This window comes from Paraburkholderia sp. HC6.4b (assembly GCF_014200875.1).
Taxonomy (GTDB): domain Bacteria; phylum Pseudomonadota; class Gammaproteobacteria; order Burkholderiales; family Burkholderiaceae; genus Paraburkholderia; species Paraburkholderia tuberum.
Genome location: NZ_JACHDC010000004.1, coordinates 177359 through 195892, shown reverse-complemented (window position 1 = coordinate 195892; position 18534 = coordinate 177359). Strand labels below are relative to the sequence as shown.

Sequence of the window (18534 nt, the reverse complement as noted above, 5' to 3'; positions counted from 1 at the left end):
GGGATCATCGGGGGTGACGAATGCCTCGGGAAGTCAACCGAATGTTAGGTTCACTGAACAGTAGCCGACCCGATCCCGTGGACCGCTCGCGCCGCCTCGACGGCAATTTTCAAGTCGAAGCGGGTACCGCTTCGAAAATAGGCCGGTGTATAGCGTGTTCGGGGCTTTCCGAATGCTACGGAGTCACGGGATCGTGACAACAAACGCAAATCCTGTTTCCCTCCGGGTCGCGGAAGTACGCCCCGTACTTTGCACGTTATTACGGCGGAGTTGCGCTCGATCTCTTGAACGCTCCGCGAGCGTCGGGCGTGCGAGTGGAAACCTGGAAGCTTCGATTAATGAATATGTAATGACAAGCGGCAGAACCGTGCACGCATGCCCCCGATTGGACGGACGACGGGAAAACGCGCTCGCACATGGTGCCTGGGTACATCCAGTCCGTACGCCGAATTCCGCTAAGAAGCCTTCTGACAGGTCAACTGCCCAATCCCGCTCCGTTCCTCACAATATCCATCCGAGCGCCATAGGACCCGAAGCGCGGCTCCTCCGATAACTCCCCGCTCCAGTACCCGCCGTGCAAATGGCATGACAGTTGCTTTGAACGTCTCCGCGCTGAGCCACGGTCATTCGCGGCCAACATCGGGATCGACGGTCAACGGAGAGGCAAATTGAAACTAATCAGTGCGGTCATCAAGCCATTCAAGCTTGATGAGGCTCGAGAAGCCTTGTCATCGCTTGGCGTCTCTGGAATCACGGTTACGGAGGTCAAGGGTTTTGGGCGTCAGAAAGGGCACACCGAACTGTATCGGGGCGCGGAGTACGTCGTCGATTTCCTGCCGAAAGTGAAGATCGAGGTCGCCGTCCCGGACGACATCGTCGATCAGGCTATCGAGGCGATCGAGCGTGCGGCGCGTACCGGAAAGATTGGTGACGGGAAGATCTTCGTGACGCCGATCGAACAGGTGATCCGGATCCGCACCGGCGAGACCGGCGCCGACGCCCTATAAAAAAACACTGGGATAAGAGGAAAGAAAGATGCGCAAACTGTTGATGACATTGTTGATGGCCGGCTCATTGCTCGCCGGCGGGCTGGGCTCCGCATTCGCGCAAGACGCCTCGGCGCCCGCGGCCGCCTCCGTACCGGTCGCGCAAGCGTCCGCGGCTCCAGCGGCACCGGCCGCGGCGGATGCCGCTGCATCGGCACCGGCCGCCCCAACCGCACCGTTCTCGGTCGATTCATCGAAGATCAACTCCGGCGACACCGCGTGGATGCTGACCTCCACCGCGCTCGTGCTGTTCATGACGATCCCGGGTCTCGCGCTGTTCTACGGCGGCATGGTCCGCAAGAAGAACGTGCTTGCGACGCTGATGCAAAGCTTCGCGATCACCTGTGTCGTGACGATCGTCTGGACCGTGGTGGGCTACAGCCTCGCGTTCACGCCTGGCAGCTCGTTCATCGGCGGCTTCTCGCGCGTGTTCATGACGGGCATGAACTACATCAAGGGCGACAAGGCCACGACGCTGACCGTCAGCCACCTCGCGCCGACGATCCCCGAGACGGTCTACTTCGTCTACCAGATGACCTTCGCGATCATCACGCCGGCGCTGATCACCGGTGCCTTCGCGGACCGCATGAAGTTCTCGGCGATGCTGGTGTTCATGACGCTGTGGTCGATCATCGTCTACTCGCCGATCGCGCACATGGTGTGGGAGCCGAGCGGCTGGCTGGCTAGCGCGGGCATCCTCGACTTCGCGGGCGGCACGGTGGTGCACATCAACGCCGGTATCGCGGGCCTGGTCTGCTGTCTGGTGCTCGGCAAGCGCGTCGGCTATGGCAAGGAAGCGATGGCGCCGCACAACCTGACGCTCACGCTGATCGGTGGCGCGATGCTGTGGGTCGGCTGGTTCGGCTTCAACGCGGGTTCGGCCGTGGCAGCGGATGGCCGTGCCGGCTTCGCGATGTTCGCGACGCAGGTGGCGACCGCCGCGGCGGCGCTCGCGTGGATGTTCGCCGAATGGGCAGCCAAGGGCAAGCCGTCGGTGCTCGGTATCGTGTCGGGCGCGGTCGCGGGTCTGGTGGCGATTACGCCGGCGTCGGGCTTCGTCGGCACGCTCGGCGCGCTCGTGATCGGTATCGTCGCGGGTGTGGTCTGCTTCTGGGCGGCCACGTGGCTCAAGCACAAGCTCGGTTACGACGATTCGCTCGACGCGTTCGGCGTGCACTGCGTGGGCGGGATCGTCGGTGCGCTGCTGACCGGCGTGTTCGCGGTCAAGGACATCGGCGGCGCGGACGGTGACGTGATGCTGCAACTCAAGGGTGTCGCGACGACGCTGATCTACAGCGGGGTGGTCTCGTTTGTTCTGCTCAAGGCAATCGACGCAGTGATGGGGTTGCGTGTCGCCGAGGAAGAAGAGCGCGAAGGACTGGACCTGGTGCTGCATGGCGAGGCGGTCGAATAACGGTTGCGCCGCGGATGGAGCGGGTACGACGGTCACTTTCCGTTCGCGGGGGTGGCCGCCGGTACTGCCGAAGCTCGCCCGGACGAGCGAGGAGGTCGTGCCGGGTTCGAGCAACCGGATTTCCGCCAGCCGATGAAAAAGAATAATCAGCAGCATGTTGTCGTATTGGTCGTTCTCATATCGCAAATCGCCTTTTTGGCAATGTTCGCATTCGCCGAACCTGTCGTCAGGCATAACAGATGGCTCGCCGCAGGATTCGGATTCGACTTTTTATTCGGGCTGATTCTGTCGGTCGGCTTTGTCGGGATGTGGCGCACGCGCGCCGTCGATTCAGATTTTCTCGGATTTCTTCTGGCCAATCCGGTTGATCTGGCGATCGTGATTGCGACCGCCGGTCAGCTAGTGGCCATTCTGCTTGTTTGATGCGCTTGGAAAGCACATTTCGATTTAGAAGCAGATCGGCGCGAGCTGACCATCCCAGGTGGAATGTCCCGGGATGGAACTCCAATTAAGAAAAAGCTGTTCTATTTTTCTGTAATCGCAAATGGGGCATAAAGACATGAAAAAAACCTTGCTGGCAATCGGGGTCCTCGGCGCATTTTCGGTTTCCGCGTATGCGCAAAACAGCGTGACCCTGTACGGTCTTATCGACACGGGACTCATCTATACCAACAACCAGGCCGGTCATAGCAATTGGCAAATGGCGACCAGCTCCACGCAGAATACGGTGTTTGGCCTCAAGGGTACCGAAGATCTGGGAGGTGGTGTTCGTACGATCTTCAAACTCGAGCAGGGCTTCAATCTGAACAACGGTAGCCAGGCCTTTCCGGGTGACGCCTTCGGTTCTCAGGCCTGGGTCGGGTTGCAAAGCGACAATCTCGGCACCGTGACGTTGGGCCGCCAGTTCGATGTGCTGAACGACCAGCTCGGACCGATCACCGCGGGGAGCAACACGTGGGGTGGCAACCTCGCCGCACACCCGTTCGAGAACGACAACCTGGCGGCTGATTCGGTGGTCGTCAACAACTCGGTCAAGTATGTGAGCCCGACCTATGCCGGCGTGACGTTCGAAGGCATGTATTCGTTCAGCAACAAGGCGGGAGGATTCGCTGACAATCGCGCGTACGGCTTTAGCGTAGGTTATGCGCAGGGCCCAGTGAATCTTGCTGGCGGGTACCTGCAGTTCAATAACGCAGGCGGTGGCGTATCGGCCACGAATCCGAATGGGGCAATCGCGCAGGGCGACGGCAGCGCGAACTTCATCGCGGAGCGCCAGCGTATCTGGGGCGCCGGCGGCAATTACACGTTCGGCCCCGCAACTGTCGGATTCGTGTGGAGCCATACTCAGATCGACAACATGGCGGGCGTCATCTCGCTGGGCCTCGGCAGCTATCTACCGCTTGGCGGTAATCTGCGATTGGACAATTACGAGGTGAACGCACACTACTCGGTGACGTCTGCGTGGAGCGTATCCGGTGCCTATACGTTCACTGACGGTGCTTACAACCAGGGGGCCACGAAGGCCTCTCCAAAATGGAATTCGGTCATGCTGCAGACCGACTATTCGTTGAGCAAGCGTACCGACGTGTACCTGGAAGGGGTCTATCAGCATGTTCATGGCGCGCCGGCGGATTCCGTGCTCGCAGATGCGATGATCAATACCCTCTCGCCATCGTCGACGGGCACGCAGGTCGCGGTCACCGTGGGACTGCGACACCAGTTCTGATCTTCTGATTGCACGAATCGTGCGCTGTAGCGATGCGGCTGTGGGCATAACTTGATGCACGGACACAGCCGCGTTGCAACAGAGGTCGCCTGACTCGCAACTCGTCGCCCCGGGCTAGGAGACCTATCGCGGTCTCGGCCGGGACGGGTTATCCGTCAACGTCTCACGCAGGTCGGATCGACCGTAGGCAGCGCGCGGACTCAGCGAGTGCGGACGCTCAGCTATCGGGATGGCTCGCGACAAAACTCGCGAACGCATTGTACGGAAGCCCAAGCGCCGTGCCGTTGATCACCAGACCGTAGGTTGCATCCCCGCTATCGAGCTCGTAATACATCGCCGATTGAATGTTCTTCGTCTTTCTCGCCTGATAGTAAGTGAGCAGGCGCGACGTGATGTAGTTGGCCCGGTACGCCTCGGTCTTCTCCGGTCCTGTGTTCCATTCCGAGATCACGAAGGGGACGCCATATCGGGCCTTGCAATAGGTGGGCAAATCGAAGCCCGGGCCGGACCCGTCGGAGCCGATATCGAAGATGTCGCCGTACACCTCGTAGTTGTGCCACGTAGTCAAGTCCCACCTGACGGTCGGATGGCCGCTCGTGCCATCGGGCTGCTTGCCATCCCACAGAGCGTCGGATGCGCCGGTGTCCGCGACGCAAAAGTTGACGCCGCATTTAGCATCCGCCTGCACCGACTTGACCCCGTCGATCATGCCGCGCATCACGCCGCGCATCAGCGGCCAGTTCGCATTGTTGAAGTCGACGACGCTCGTTCCTGCGTTGGTGGAGTCGAGAATGATTCCGTTCGCGCGCGTCAGTTCGTTGCCGCATTCATACAGGGTCACGCCGTAGGGTTGCAACGCCGTCGCGACAGTTACCGCGCAATTGAAGCCGCGTGTGTAGGCGGTCGATTCGCTCGTGAACAGGTTGCCGTTACCGTCGTAGATGCCGGCATCGATCAGCACGAAAAGGGTCAAGCCCGCTGGCTGGAATGCTTGTGCCAACGCCACGACCGCGGCGAGTTGCGGTGCGTAGTCGGTACAGCTGAGCCGGTACGTCGAGCAGCCCAGGGCTTGCATGATCGACACGAGTTGCGATGTGGAATACAAATAATCGTAATGCCCGTTGATACCGTGAAACGAGCCGGCCGGCGCCGCGGTCGCGATGCGCGGATCGTTGCACGGCAACCATTCATCCGCATCGGCGCACACGTAGAACTGACCGCCGGTCGATTGTGCCCAGAACTTGCCGCCGTACCACAGCAGAAGCGCAGCATTCGACATCGTGCCGACGGCACTCCGATTGCGGTACACGACACCGTTCACGACGGTCCATATCGTGCCGACCTTGTCGATCAGATACGACGCGGGCGGGATCATGGTGCCGTCGGCGGAGGTGCCGCCCAAACGTGGGTCATTGCACGACTGCCATCCCGAACCATTCCATCCGTAAAATTGGCCGCCGGTTCCCTCGTGATAGATCGTACCCCCGTACCAGAGTATCAACGAGACGTTGTAGGTGTTGCCCGCCGCGACACCGTTCCTGTAGACAGATCCGCCGACCAGGGTCCACGACGCGTTCTGGCTGTCGATAATCACCGTCGCCGGGGGGATGGTCGTGTTCTGTGGCGAAGCGTTCGATGTGTTGCCGGGTGACCCCGAGTTCGGGTCCGATGGAGCGCCAGAACTGTCGCCCGAGGTCGAGCCGGAGGTACCGGTGGACGCTGTTCCAGTCGAGGCGGTCGGCGACGAGCCGTTCGCCACCGTCGTCGAGCCGCTAGTCGAAGTCGCAATACCGGAACTGGTCGTGCCCGTCGAGGTCGCGATACCGGAGGTTGCCGTGCCCGCAGAGGGTGCCGCCGTCGTGCTCGACGGGTTCGTGGAATTTCCCGTGGAAGAGCCGCCGGCATCCGCAGTACCGCTATCACCACCACCACCACCACCACCGCCGCAGGCGCTCAATACGACGCTTCCGCCGAGCGCAGTGAGACAACCAAGAAATTGACGTCGCGCAATCATGACAATAGCGCGAGCTGCCGCGAGGCGGCCCGCAAGGAATCCGGAGAGAAGTTGGGGAGTCCTTCGGGTCGCGAGTGCGTCGCGTGAGCCGCTCAGGACATTCGATGCGCGCTCGTGGGTGGTCTCTCGTTGCGACCGATCACTGAGTCCGGCAAGTCATGCCTGTCTGTCGGCACAAACTGCGCATGGGAGCAGGGTTGTGCCGAAATAAAATCTTTTCGCTCGCGATAGACGAACCGCGAAAAGATTTCACTCTGCGGGTGAGGGCGTGGGAATCGGACGCTGTCTGCACAGCGGCAGACTCAGACGGGCGATCGCAATGCCGCTTATGTGCGATGCGGCCCGACGATGCCCAGCCGCGCGATGCGCCGGTACAGCGTCGCGCGCGATATGCCTAATGCCAGCGCGGCGGCGTTAGGCCGCCACTGGCAACGCGTGAGTGCCGCGACGATCCGTGCCCGCTCGTCGTCGGCGCTGGCCGGCGACGTGGAGTTCGCCGCGAGCGCCGGCGTGACGGCGGGCGCGAGTTGCGCCGCGAAGTCCGGCGACACGTGCCGCAACTCGACGCGAGCCGAATCGCAGACCGCGCACGCATAGCGCAGCACGTTGCGCAGTTGCCGGATGTTGCCGGGCCACGAAAAAGCGGCAAGACGCCCGGCGAATTGCGGATCGAGCATCAGCACATGCGTGGCCGCCTGGGCTTCCTCGTTGAACACCGTATCGATCACATCGCGGATATCGGTGCGCTCGCGCAGCGGCGGTATCCGCAGCGTCGCGCCGCTCAGGCGATAGAAGAGATCTTCGCGGAACGATCCAGCTTCGACCATCTGCATCGGATCGCGGTGCGTCGCGCAGATCACGTCGATATCGACGCGCACCGGCGTATCGCCGCCAAGCGGCACCACTTCGCCCTCGGCGAGTACACGCAGCAGGCGTGTTTGCAGGCCGAGCGGCATGTCGCCGATTTCGTCGAGAAACAGCGTGCCGCCATGCGCGAGGGCGATCTTGCCGCGCGCGCCGCGACTGCGCGCGCCGGTGAACGCGCCAGGCGCATAACCGAACAGCTCGCTCTCGATCAGCGGCTCCGGAATCGCGCCGCAATTCACGGCGACGAACGGCCGCGTGCGCCGCGAACCCGAGTCGTGCACCGCGCGCGCGAACACCTCCTTGCCGACGCCGGTTTCGCCGAGCAGCAGAACCGGGAGCCGCTTGCCGGCGATCCGCAATGCGACTTGCGCGTTGCGCGCGATCCGTTCGTCCGAGCTGTGCAAAAAGCGGCTCATCGCGCCGATGCTGCCGTCCGCATGCGGATCGGCCGGCCGTGTCGCGAGGAGCGGGCGAGCCGCGCGTCTCATCGGCGCGCGAATGCGGGCATACAGCATCGCGCCGGTCGCGCGCAGCCGCAGCGCCACGATCATGTCGGTGCGCGCGACGTCGTGCAGACGGACCTCGGACGTGTCGAATATCTCGTCGATGTGACGCGGCCCGTCGAGCCCCGCGATGCTCTCGTGCGCCTTGCGGTTCGCGGCGGCGATGTTGCCGCATTCGTCGAATGCGATCAGTGCTTCGGGCTGTGCTTCGACGAAATGGCGGCTTTGATGGCCGAACAGGATCCAGTGCTGCGCGGTCTGATTCAGAAAGTAGCCATCCTCGATCAAACTCGCGCTTTGCCGCACCAGCTGAAAAACCAGCCCCTGGCTGTCGCGGTTGTCGGGCGATCGAATCGCCGATGCATCGAGCACGCCGATCAATTCGCCGGTCGGCGCGAAGATCGGCGAAGCGCTGCACGTGAGCGTCGTGAACGCGGCCCGGAAGTGATCGGTCTTGTGCACGGTGATCGGCGCGAGATCGGTGAGTACGTTCGCGATGCCGCAGGTGCCTTCTTCGCGCTCGGACCAGCACGAGCCGATATACAGCCCCGCATGCTTGAAATCGTTGCGCCGGTCGCGGTCGATCCGATAGTCGATCGTGACGCCGTGCGCGTCGGACAGCATCACGCAATAGTCGGCGACACGAATCATTTCGTGCAGCCGCGTCAGGCACTGGCCCGAGGCGCGCAGAAAGGCTTCCTCCTTGCCCTGGACTTCGCGCAGTTCGGCGGACGTCAGCACGCGCGGGCCGATCACCGAACTGGGGTCGAGCCGGTACTGCTCGTACGAACGCTGCCACGACGACACGAGGCGCGACGAATTGGCAGGGGCCGGCAAGCGTCCTTCGATGGCCCCGCGTACGCGATCGACGTGCTGCGTTTGAGAAACATAGGGCATGGCCGGCTCCAGGCGAGCGACACCGAGTAGGGCGCGTCCCTGTCTTGTAGCACATCCACACTGAGCGATCACATTGCGGCGCAGCACGTCAGGGGCGTGAGACGAACGTCTCAGCGATGAGCGAGACGCTGGTCGCATCGAGCAAACCCTTGTCTGGCGCGGTACCGCGCAAGCGTCGCGACGTGCTGTGAGTCTCGCACCACGTCGCGGGACGGGCCCGTGAGACACAGTGAACTGCGCGGCGCAGGTCTGATGAAAGCGGCCGCGACCGTTCGACCTCCGCGTCCACCCCGTGAATACGGCGCTTTCGGCGCGTACGCACGACGCGCAAAGCAACTGGCCCGACCTTTGCAGTATCGCTGGCAGACAAGCAAACGCGAAAGCAAGCGCGCTTCATCACAGCAAGTCGCTTCGCTACTCGCGCACAGGAGACAAGCCAGTGTCATCACCCATCACCGTCGGCGTGATCGCGAACCCGGCATCGGGCCGTGATATTCGACGCCTCACCACGCACGCTTCGGTGTTTCCGACCGCCGAGAAGGCGAACATGGTCGTGCGCCTGCTCGCGGGCCTCGGCATGCTCGGCGTCGCTCGCGTGCTGACCTTGCGCGACCGGACCGGTGTCGCTGCACTGGTACTGCGTGCGCTTGAAACGCACGCGGCCGTGGCCGAGCCGCAGCCTTGGCCGACCGTCGAATTTCTCGAACTGCCGATCACGGACAGCGCGGCCGACACCCATGCGGGTGTCGCGCGGATGGTCGGGTTGGGTGTCGATCTGATCGCGGTGCTCGGCGGCGACGGCACGCATCGCGCGGTTGCCGCGCATTGCGGCGAGGTGCCGCTGCTGACGCTGTCGACGGGTACCAACAACGCGTTTCCGGAAATGCGCGAAGCGACGGTGGCGGGCCTCGCGGGCGCGCTCGCCGCTTCGGGGCTCGTGCCGCCCGAGGTCGCGCTGACGCGCAACAAGCGTCTCGTGGTCCGTTGCGTCGCGGGCCCGAACAAGGGGCGCGAGGAAATCGCGCTGGTCGATGTGTGCCTGAGCCGGCAGCGTTTCGTCGGTGCGCGCGCCGTCTGCGAGCCGGCTGATATCGAAGCGCTGTTTCTGACCTTCGCGGCGCCGGATGGTATCGGCCTGTCCTCGATCGGCGGCGCGTGGGCGCCGGTCGAGCGCGGCGCGCCGTACGGGCTGCATCTGACGTTCGCGCGCGCGGGCGAATCCGGCGTGCCGATCTTCGCGCCGCTCGCGCCGGGCCGTGTCGATCGGGTGACGATGCGCACCTGCGAGCGCTTCGAAGCGGGCTGCTGGACGCCGCTGCATACCGAACAAGGGACGCTCGCCTTCGACGGCGAGCGCGAGATCGAGCTCGAACGCGACGACCGCTACGAGATCGCGCTCGACTGGGCGGGACCGCTCACCGTCGATGTCGGCCGCACGCTGCGCTATTGCGCGTCGCGGCAGTTGATGCGTGAAGCGGCGGCGCGTCGGAGGTAATCAACTCAGGAGGAAGCGAACGCCTGAAGCACAGCTGGCTGAAGTAGCAGTGACCATCGAGATCATTCCCTGGAGACACACCATGTCTGTATCGACGCAGTTGAGCAAGGAAAAGCTGCTGGAAGCGTACCGGATGATGCGCACGATCCGCGAGTTCGAGGAGCGCCTGCACGTCGAATTCGCCACCGGCGAGATACCCGGCTTCGTGCATCTGTATGCCGGCGAGGAAGCGTCGGCGGTCGGCACGATGATGCATCTGAACGACGCGGACTATGTCGCCACCACGCACCGTGGTCATGGCCACTGCATCGCGAAGGGCGTCGACGTGCCCGGCATGATGGCCGAAATCTACGGCCGTAGCACCGGCGTGTGCCGCGGCAAGGGCGGCTCGATGCATATCGCCGATCTGTCGAAAGGGATGCTCGGCGCCAACGGGATCGTCGGCGCGGGTGGTCCGCTCGTGTGCGGCGCCGCACTCGCCGCGAAGCTCAGGAAGACCGGCGGCGTCGGCGTGTGCTTCTTCGGCGACGGTGCGTCGAACCAGGGTGTGATCTTCGAATCGATGAATCTCGCTTCCGTCTGGCGCCTGCCGGCGATCTTCGTCGCGGAGAACAACGGCTATGCGGAGGCGACCTCGTCGACGTGGTCGGTCGCGGCCGACAACATCGCCGACCGCGCGAGCGGCTTTGGCATGCCCGGCGTGATCGTCGACGGCTTCGATTTCTTCGCGGTGCACGAGGCGCTCGGCGCCGCGATCGAGCGGGCGCGCGGCGGCGGTGGCCCGACGCTCGTCGAAGTGAAGCTGTCGCGCTATTTCGGTCACTTCGAGGGCGATGCGCAAACGTATCGCGCGCCCGGCGAAGTGCAGAAGCTGCGCGACGAAAAGGACTGCCTGAAGCGTTTCGAGGAGCGCGTGGTGCGCGCCGAAATGCTCAGCACCGACGAACTGCGCGGCATCGATGCCACGGTGAAGCAGTTGATCGACGGCGCGGTGACCGAAGCGAAGGCCGCGCCTCTGCCGACGGCCGCCGACCTGCTGACCGACGTCTACGTGTCCTATCCGTAACCCGCGGCGCGAAACCATTCAATCTTCAGCTTTACATGGGATCGGAATAAGTGCGTTGCATGGGACCAGAGTAAGCGCTAAAGCGCCAACTCTGTTCGACAGCTAAAGCGCTAACTCCGATCGACAGGAGACAGTCATGGCAAGGAAGATCACGTTTTCTCAGGCGATCAACGAAGCGCTGAGCCAGGAGATGGCGCGCGACGAAACCGTCATCGTGATGGGCGAGGACAACGCGGGGGGCGCTGGGTCCCCAGGCGAACAGGATGCGTGGGGCGGTGTGCTCGGCGTGACGAAAGGACTCTTTCACAAGTATCCGGGGCGCGTGCTCGACACGCCGTTGTCCGAAGGCGGCTTCATCGGCGCCGCGGTCGGCGCGGCCGCATGCGGCATGCGGCCCGTCGCCGAGCTGATGTTCATCGATTTCATGGGCGTGTGCTTCGACCAGATCTTCAATCAGGCCGCGAAGTTTCGCTATATGTTCGGCGGCAAGGCGCTGACGCCAGTCGTGATTCGCACGATGCAGGGCGCTGGCCTGCGCGCGGCCGCGCAGCACTCGCAGATGCTGACGTCGATGTTCACCCATATCCCCGGCCTGAAAGTGGTGTGCCCGTCGACGCCGTACGACGCGAAGGGCCTGTTGATCCAGGCGATTCGCGACAACGACCCGGTCATCTTCTGCGAGCACAAGCTGCTGTATGGCCGCGAGGGCGACGTGCCGGAAGAGTCGTATGCGATTCCGTTCGGCGAAGCGAACGTGGTGCGCGAAGGCGACGACGCGACCATCGTGACCTATGGCCGGATGGTTCACCACGCGACGGATGCCGCCGAAAAGCTCGCGAAAGAGGGCATCCAGGTCGAGGTGATCGATTTGCGCACGACCTCCCCGCTCGACGAGGAAACGATCCTGGAAAGCGCCGAGCGCACCGGGCGCGTCGTCGTGGTCGACGAGGCGAATCCGCGCTGCTCGATTGCGACCGATATCGCCGCGCTGGTCGCGCAGCGCGCGTTCCATTCGCTGAAGGCGCCGATCGAACTCGTGACCGCGCCGCATACGCCCGCGCCTTTCGCAGGCGTGCTCGAAGATCTGTATATCCCGTCCGCGGAGAACATCGCCGTGGCCGTGCGGAAAGTGAGGAGCTGAGCAATGCCGATTCACATGATCACGATGCCCAAGTGGGGGCTGTCGATGGAGCAGGGACAGGTCAACGGCTGGCTGAAGGAGGTTGGCGAAAAAGTCGCGAAGGGCGACGAGATACTTGATGTCGAGACCGACAAGATTTCGTCGGGCGTCGAGTGCGCTTTCGACGGCACGCTGCGCAGGCAGATCGCGCGGCAGGGCGACACGCTGCCGATCGGCGCGCTGCTCGGCGTCGTCGCCGACGAAGCGAGCTCCGAGGCCGACATCGATGCGGCGGTCGAGGCGTTCCAGCGCGACTTCGTGCCGGCCACCACGGACACGGCGGAGGCCGGACCGCAGCCGGAAAAGGCGCAGATCGGCGGGCGCACCGTGCGTTACCTGAAGATCGGCGACGGCGGCACACCCGCGGTGCTGATCCACGGCTTCGGCGGTGATCTGAACAACTGGCTCTTCAATCATGCGGATCTCGCCGCGCATCGCGCCGTGTGGGCGCTCGATCTGCCGGGGCATGGCGAGTCGGGCAAGGCGGTCGACACGGGCAGCCTCGACGAACTGGCCGACAGCGTAATCGCGTTTCTCGACGACCGGGGCATCGAGCGCGCGCATCTCGTCGGCCATTCGATGGGCGGCGCCGTGTCGATGACGGTCGCCGCGAAGGCGCCCGAACGCGTCGCCTCGCTGGCATTGATCGCGGGCGCGGGGCTCGGCGACGAGATCAATCGCGAGTACATCGAAGGATTCGTCGAGGGCAGCAGCCGCAACGCGCTGAAGCCGCATCTGGCGAAGCTTTTTGCCGACGGGTCGCTGGTCACGCGGCAACTGATCGAAGACATCGTCAAGTACAAGCGGCTCGAAGGCGTGAACGACGCGTTGCGCAAGATTGCCGCGTCCGCGTTCGAAGGCGGGGTGCAAAGCCGCGTCTATCGCGAGCGGCTCGACACGCTCGCGCCTCGCACGCTGGTGATCTGGGGCGCGCAGGACCAGATCATTCCGGCCGCGCACGCGCAGGGGCTGCCCGCTCAGGTGCGTGTGCACGTGATCGACGGCAAAGGACACATGGTGCAGATGGAGGCTGCATCGGAGGTGAACCGCCTGCTCAACGAGTTCTTCGGATAACCGCGATGGACGCCGCTCCTCATACCGACAGCCTCACGGCGCTTGGCCAGCATGGCAAGCGCAACCGCGACAAGCTCGCCCGCATTCCCGTGAAGATCGTGCCGGCGGACGATTCGACCGTATTGCCGAAGCCGCCCTGGCTGCACGCGCGGCCGATGATGAGCGAAACCGTCGCGGGCATGGCGGCGGTGCTGCGCGAGCACAGCTTGCATTCGGTCTGCGAGGAGGCGATGTGTCCGAACATCGGCGAGTGTTTCGCGCAGCGCACGGCGACATTCATGATCATGGGAGGGATCTGCACGCGGCGCTGTGCGTTCTGCGACGTCGCGCACGGACGGCCGCAAGCGCTCGACGACGACGAGCCCGCGCGGCTTGCCGACGCCGTCGCGGCGCTCGGGCTGCGTTACGTCGTGATTACATCGGTGGACCGCGACGATCTGCGCGACGGCGGCGCCGCGCACTTCGCGCGTTGTATTGCGCTCGTGCGCGAGCGCGTGCCGGGCATTCGCGTGGAAATCCTGACGCCGGATTTTCGCGGGCGAATCGACCGCGCGCTCGATGCTCTGTCCGTGGCGTGGCCAGACGTTTTTAATCACAACATCGAGACGGTGCCGTCGCTGTACCGGGCGGCGCGGGCAGGCGCGGACTACCTCGGCTCGCTCGAACTGCTATCGCGCGCGAAACGCCAGAACGCGGCGGTGTTGACCAAATCCGGCCTGATGGCCGGGCTCGGCGAGACCGACAGCGAACTGCTCGCGACGATGCGTGATCTGCGTGCCCATGACGTCGACGTGCTGACGATCGGCCAGTATCTCGCGCCGTCGCGGTTTCACATGGCGGTGCGGCGATACGTGCCGCCCGCGACGTTCGACATGCTACGCGACGAAGGTTTGAAGATGGGGTTCATGGAAGTGGTGTCGGGGCCGCTCGTGCGTTCGTCGTATCACGCGGATCGGATCGCCGGAAAGCTCTGAATGCATGTGTGCCGGACCTTTGGTGGCGCAATCCGATGAATACCTCCCCGTAACCTCGGCTTTTCGAACGATTGACCGCCGGGGAAGTACTCGACAATTCGTAGGTATGCGAGGCGGGTCCCAGCGCGGGGCCGCCTCCCGAACGACGAAACGGTATTCGTCACCACGTGCACTTTGTCGAGGCAGGCATGTCAAGCAACATTACGATCACGGACGAACTCGTCGCTGAAATCGCAAACCGGTTGGCCGAAGAAGGCGAGAAGGTGTCTCCGGTAGCCATCTGGTCCGAAGTCCATACAGGCTCGGTGGTCGCGGTGGCCGCGGCATTGCGCAAGTGGCGTGAAACGCGCGCCCCGCGGGTGCCGCAGGTCGTCGAACGTCCGGCTTTGCCGGAGACCGTGACGGACACCATGCGCGATGCGCTCGACCGGCTGTGGAGTTCAGCGCAGGACGAAGCGGAACGCGCGGTGGCGCGACGCCTTGCCGCGATGCGCCAGCGCGTCGAGGACGCCAGCAACGAGCGCGACGACGCGCTCGCCGAGCTGCAAACCACCGTCCAGGAACTCGATGCGCTGCAAGTCGAACTGGATAAGATGACGAGCGCCTACGACGAGAAAGTGGACGCAGTAGCCGGGCTCGAAGAGGACATTGCGCTCGCCGTGCAACGGACCGACGCGGCGGAGAAGCGCGCGCAGGAACTTGCTGAGCGCGTTTCGCTCCTCGAAGCGGAACTGCAGAGCGCGGAACTGGCCGCGGAGCGCCGAGCGCTTTCGCACGAGGAGACCGACGCCGCGGGCGAGGGCGAGGTGGCGAACGAGTCGGCTGGGTCAGTCGTCGAAACGCCGGCCGACGAAACGGAGCGTGCGGCGCTGGAAGCGGCGCATTCCGAAGCGGTCGCTCGTCTTCAAAGCGAGCTCGAAGCGATTCGCGCGGAGCTGCAGGCCGAGCAGGAAGCGCACGCGGCCCGCCGGGAAGAGGTCGCGGGCGCGCAGGCTGAACGCAATGCCGCCGCACTTGAATTGCAGAATGTCCAGACGCAGATCGCCAGCCTGACCGATGAGCGTGACGCGGGCGCCTCCGAAATCGCGAGACTGTCGGCCAGCTTGTCCGAAGCGCAGGAGCGTGCCGACGCGGAGCAGCAGCGCGCGGCCGAGCTGGCCGAAAGCACGGTGGCGAGCGAGAACGTCGCGGGCCTGGAGTCGGCGTCGCCGGTGACTGCCGACTCTCAGCAGCTCGAGGCATTGAAGGCGCAGATGACGCGCGACGCGGACGCGCATGCCGCCGCAATTGCCGAAGCGCGGGAGACCGTCAGGAAATGGTCCGACTACTCGAACGCACTGAAGCAGCAACTGGCTCAGGCGAATGAAAAAATGGTGGTCGTCCTTGCCCGTGGCGCGGGTGAAGCGACATTGAGCCGCCGGCTTGCCGCTGAACTGGGCCAGATCAAGCCGGAGCATGAATTGCTGCGCAAGGAGATTCAGCAGCAGGTGCTCGTCGAAACGATCAGCGCTCAACTCGAGAAACAAGGCTACCGCTACGACGAGAAGACGGGTGCGGTGTCGAAGCTGAACATCGAAACCTCGCCAGCGTGACGGGATCGTCGATGGGGTGGCGGCAGCGCCGATCGATTTTCTCTGTGCGCCGGGAGCCGGTGCCGTCGCATCGCGATGCGACCGTTCTCCCAGGTCGTTACCGGTGCACCCATATGCGACTTGCTGTCGTCGATCGAAGCACCGGTCGCAAGCTCAGTCAGAAGAAGTGCTGCACGCCAATGCGCACCGACGCCTGATCGCTGCGCGACGACGGCGACAACGAGAGCAGCGCCGCTTGCGCGCCGCCACGCGCGTGCTGATAGGTCAGCTCGGCGTAGAGCATGGTGCGCACCGAAAGGTGATACAGGTTCGAGAGACCGGCGGTCGTGTAGGTCTTTCCGCCGAACCACGTGCGGTAGCCGCCGAGCAGCACGGTGTCGAATGGCGTGACGTTCCAGTCCACGCCTAACTCAGTTGTCGTAGCACGCGTCGAATCCGTATCGCTGGCGATTTTCACCGTATCGACGACAGCGTGAAACGCCCATTGGCGATTGGGTATATACGTGCCGGCCACACCGAAGATCTCGGTATTGCGCGCCTTGAATGGCGTGCCGCCGGTAAGGTCCTGTCCGAGGAAACTGGCGTAGCCAAGCGACGTATTGAAGGCGTACGACTTGTCGCGGGTGTCGCTATATACCGCGCCCAGTTGCAGCGCCGAGGACTTGTAGAGGAGCGCGCCGCCTACATAGCGGCCCTGTCCCGTCGAAGGATCGGTGAAGCCGTACATCGCGCGCGCCGACACTCCATGCCACGGATTGCTTGCGTACTTCACAGTGTTGTTCACGGGGGTGACCGCATCGTTGTCGATGTTGGCGGGGCGGTACAGCAAGTAGTTGTACTGGACAGCGCCGTTCGCGTTGGGCAGAAGCACATCGTCGGTCAGATCCCACTGCCTGCCGAGTGTGAGCGTGCCCCAACGGTTGTCGGAAAGCCCGACGAAGGCCTTGCGGCTGAACAGTACGCCCGAAGTCGCGAAAGCGCCCGTATTCGAGAAGAAACCGTTCTCCAGCTGGAATACGGCTTTCGATCCACCCCCTAGATCTTCCGAGCCTTTGAAGCCGAACTGGTCGGGCACGCTGATCGGCCCCATGACGACTTGCGAGCTTCCCTTCGCATTGGTCACGTAGCCAACGCCTTCATCGATGCTGCCGTACAGCGTGACGCTGCTTTGCGCATGTGCGGACGATGCTGTCACACCCATGCACAACATCAGACAACTCAACGAAACGTAAGGGGTACTGATTGCGGATGCGAAAGGATTAGGGAACGGTCTCATGCCGATGGCAGGTAGGGGAAAAGAAGGAGGAGGAGATCAGGTCGCAGGCCGGTTTGCACCGGCTCTGCGGCGTGTCATGCGTGGCGCGGCCTGCACAGAGCGATGGCGAGCGCGGCGACGAGGGCCGATGCGGCGAAGGCGATGAAATTCAGGCGCACGTCGAGATGCGACGCGGCGAACCACGCGCCGAGCATCGGCCCCGCCATCGCGCCGATCCGGCCTATGCCGACTGCCCAGCCCGTCGCGCTCGCTCGTGCGAACGGCCGGTAGAAGCTTGCGATATAGCCGAGCTGCACCATCGCCACCCCGATACTGCCCAGCCCGGCGAGCGCCACCAGCGCGTAGTTCGTGAACACGCCGCCCCTCACCGTCAGTCCGCAGATCGCGAGCGCGCCGATCACGTAGCCGCCGACGATCGTCTTGCGCGGGCCGAGCCGATCACCGACGCGGCCGATCAGAATGCCGCCGATCGCCGAGGAGAGCATGAAGACCGCCAGAAACGACAGGCTCGAGCCGAGGTCGTAGCCGAGCTTGCGCATCAGTTGCGGCAGCCAGGTGCCGAGCCCGTAGATCACGAGTACCGCGGCGACTTGCGCGAGCCACAGACAAAGCGTCGACCGCCAGTTGCCGTGCGAGAACACCTCGCCGAACACGACGCGCAACGAAGGCTTGGCCACCGCCTCGACAGGAATGCTGTCGAGCGACGCGATCGACAGGCCGAGCCGTTGCGCGAGCTCATCGGCCTCGTGTCGCTTGCCGCTCGCCATCAGATAGGCGAGCGACTCGGGCAGCAGCTTGATCAGCACGGGAAGGGCGAGCAGCGGCAACGCGCCTACCGCGACGACGAAGCGCCAGCCATGCGACGCGAGAAACGCCATCCCGATCACAGCGGAAACCAACGCTCCGATCGCGTAGCCCGAATACATGATGGCGAAATTGAGGTTGCGCCTGGGCGCCGGCGAGTATTCGACCGTGAGCGCCGCCGCCGCGGAAATGACGCCGCCGAGGCCGAGTCCACCGATGAAGCGCATCACGCTGAAAATGAACGGCGTGGGCGCAACGGCCGCGCCCAGCATCGACAGCGAGAACAGCGCCACGCACGCAATCAGCAGACGTTTGCGGCCCATCAGGTCGGTCAGAACGCTGATGAAATACGAGCCGAACAGCGTGCCGAACAGCGCCGCGCTACTCATCGCGCCGACTTCGATCGGCGTGAGCTTCCACACCGGGTCGGCGAGCATCGACGGAACGATAGTGCCCATGACGCCGATGTCATAGCCTTCGGTCACGATCGTAAGGAAACAAAGGGCCAGCACGCGGCGCGTGGTGTGCGCGGGCGGGTCGAGTGCGAGTGCGAGAGGACTTTCGGAGATGGCCGCCATGGGATGACTTTTTCGAACGAACTACCGG

At 63.8% G+C, this 18534-nt stretch carries 14 protein-coding genes; 10 read left to right on the top strand and 4 right to left on the bottom strand.

What is annotated here, in order from left to right; genetic code table 11:
- Positions 1-668: 668 nt before the first annotated feature.
- From HDG34_RS07540 to HDG34_RS07525, 4 genes are all read left to right on the top strand, one after another.
- Entirely contained in the window at positions 669-1007 is a 339-nt protein-coding gene (locus HDG34_RS07540; protein WP_026226100.1) for a P-II family nitrogen regulator, read from the top strand.
- 28 nt (positions 1008-1035) lie between these two features.
- Positions 1036-2460: an ammonium transporter gene (locus HDG34_RS07535; protein ID WP_184058860.1), complete on the top strand. Its 1425-nt coding sequence runs from the start codon at positions 1036-1038 to the stop codon at positions 2458-2460.
- Between the two features lie 51 nt (positions 2461-2511).
- Positions 2512-2883 (top strand): hypothetical protein, encoded by a 372-nt coding sequence (locus HDG34_RS07530; RefSeq protein ID WP_260321070.1) that lies wholly within the window; start codon positions 2512-2514, stop codon positions 2881-2883.
- A gap of 136 nt (positions 2884-3019) precedes the next feature.
- A complete protein-coding gene (locus tag HDG34_RS07525) occupies positions 3020-4186 on the top strand; it encodes a porin (protein WP_184058858.1) in 1167 nt (388 codons plus the stop codon).
- Between the two features lie 217 nt (positions 4187-4403).
- On the opposite strand, the gene HDG34_RS07520 is transcribed toward HDG34_RS07525, so the two are convergent.
- Positions 4404-6200, bottom strand: a complete 1797-nt coding sequence (locus HDG34_RS07520) for a hypothetical protein (protein WP_221309065.1) — start codon at positions 6198-6200, stop codon at positions 4404-4406.
- 326 nt (positions 6201-6526) lie between these two features.
- Positions 6527-8467, bottom strand: a complete 1941-nt coding sequence (locus tag HDG34_RS07510) for a sigma-54-dependent Fis family transcriptional regulator (RefSeq protein WP_184058852.1) — start codon at positions 8465-8467, stop codon at positions 6527-6529.
- A gap of 439 nt (positions 8468-8906) precedes the next feature.
- Between HDG34_RS07510 and HDG34_RS07505 the strand changes: the two genes are divergently transcribed.
- The 6 genes from HDG34_RS07505 to HDG34_RS07480 all read left to right on the top strand — a co-directional run bounded on the left by HDG34_RS07505 (position 8907) and on the right by HDG34_RS07480 (position 15848).
- The gene (locus tag HDG34_RS07505) at positions 8907-9962 is read left to right on the top strand and encodes an NAD(+)/NADH kinase (protein WP_184058850.1); all 1056 of its coding nucleotides are present in this window, start codon (positions 8907-8909) and stop codon (positions 9960-9962) included.
- Positions 9963-10044: 82 nt separating this feature from the next.
- Positions 10045-11028, top strand: a complete 984-nt coding sequence (locus tag HDG34_RS07500) for a thiamine pyrophosphate-dependent dehydrogenase E1 component subunit alpha (protein WP_184058848.1) — start codon at positions 10045-10047, stop codon at positions 11026-11028.
- Between the two features lie 136 nt (positions 11029-11164).
- Positions 11165-12169 carry an alpha-ketoacid dehydrogenase subunit beta gene (locus tag HDG34_RS07495; RefSeq protein ID WP_184058847.1) on the top strand — a complete coding sequence of 335 codons (1005 nt, stop codon included), beginning with the start codon at positions 11165-11167 and terminating at the stop codon, positions 12167-12169.
- Between the two features lie 3 nt (positions 12170-12172).
- Positions 12173-13282, top strand: coding sequence for an acetoin dehydrogenase dihydrolipoyllysine-residue acetyltransferase subunit (locus tag HDG34_RS07490; protein ID WP_184058844.1), 1110 nt, complete (start codon positions 12173-12175; stop codon positions 13280-13282).
- 5 nt (positions 13283-13287) lie between these two features.
- Positions 13288-14256 carry a lipoyl synthase gene (gene lipA, locus HDG34_RS07485; RefSeq protein WP_184058842.1) on the top strand — a complete coding sequence of 323 codons (969 nt, stop codon included), beginning with the start codon at positions 13288-13290 and terminating at the stop codon, positions 14254-14256.
- A 188-nt stretch (positions 14257-14444) separates the two neighbouring features.
- Positions 14445-15848, top strand: a complete 1404-nt coding sequence (locus tag HDG34_RS07480; RefSeq protein WP_184058840.1) for a DNA-binding protein — start codon at positions 14445-14447, stop codon at positions 15846-15848.
- 157 nt (positions 15849-16005) lie between these two features.
- Here the strand turns inward: HDG34_RS07480 and HDG34_RS07475 are convergent, their stop codons facing one another.
- Positions 16006-17049, bottom strand: a complete 1044-nt coding sequence (locus HDG34_RS07475) for a porin (protein WP_184058838.1) — start codon at positions 17047-17049, stop codon at positions 16006-16008.
- Positions 17050-17198: 149 nt separating this feature from the next.
- Positions 17199-18506: an MFS transporter gene (locus tag HDG34_RS07470; RefSeq protein ID WP_184058837.1), complete on the bottom strand. Its 1308-nt coding sequence runs from the start codon at positions 18504-18506 to the stop codon at positions 17199-17201.
- Positions 18507-18534: the final 28 nt, after the last annotated feature.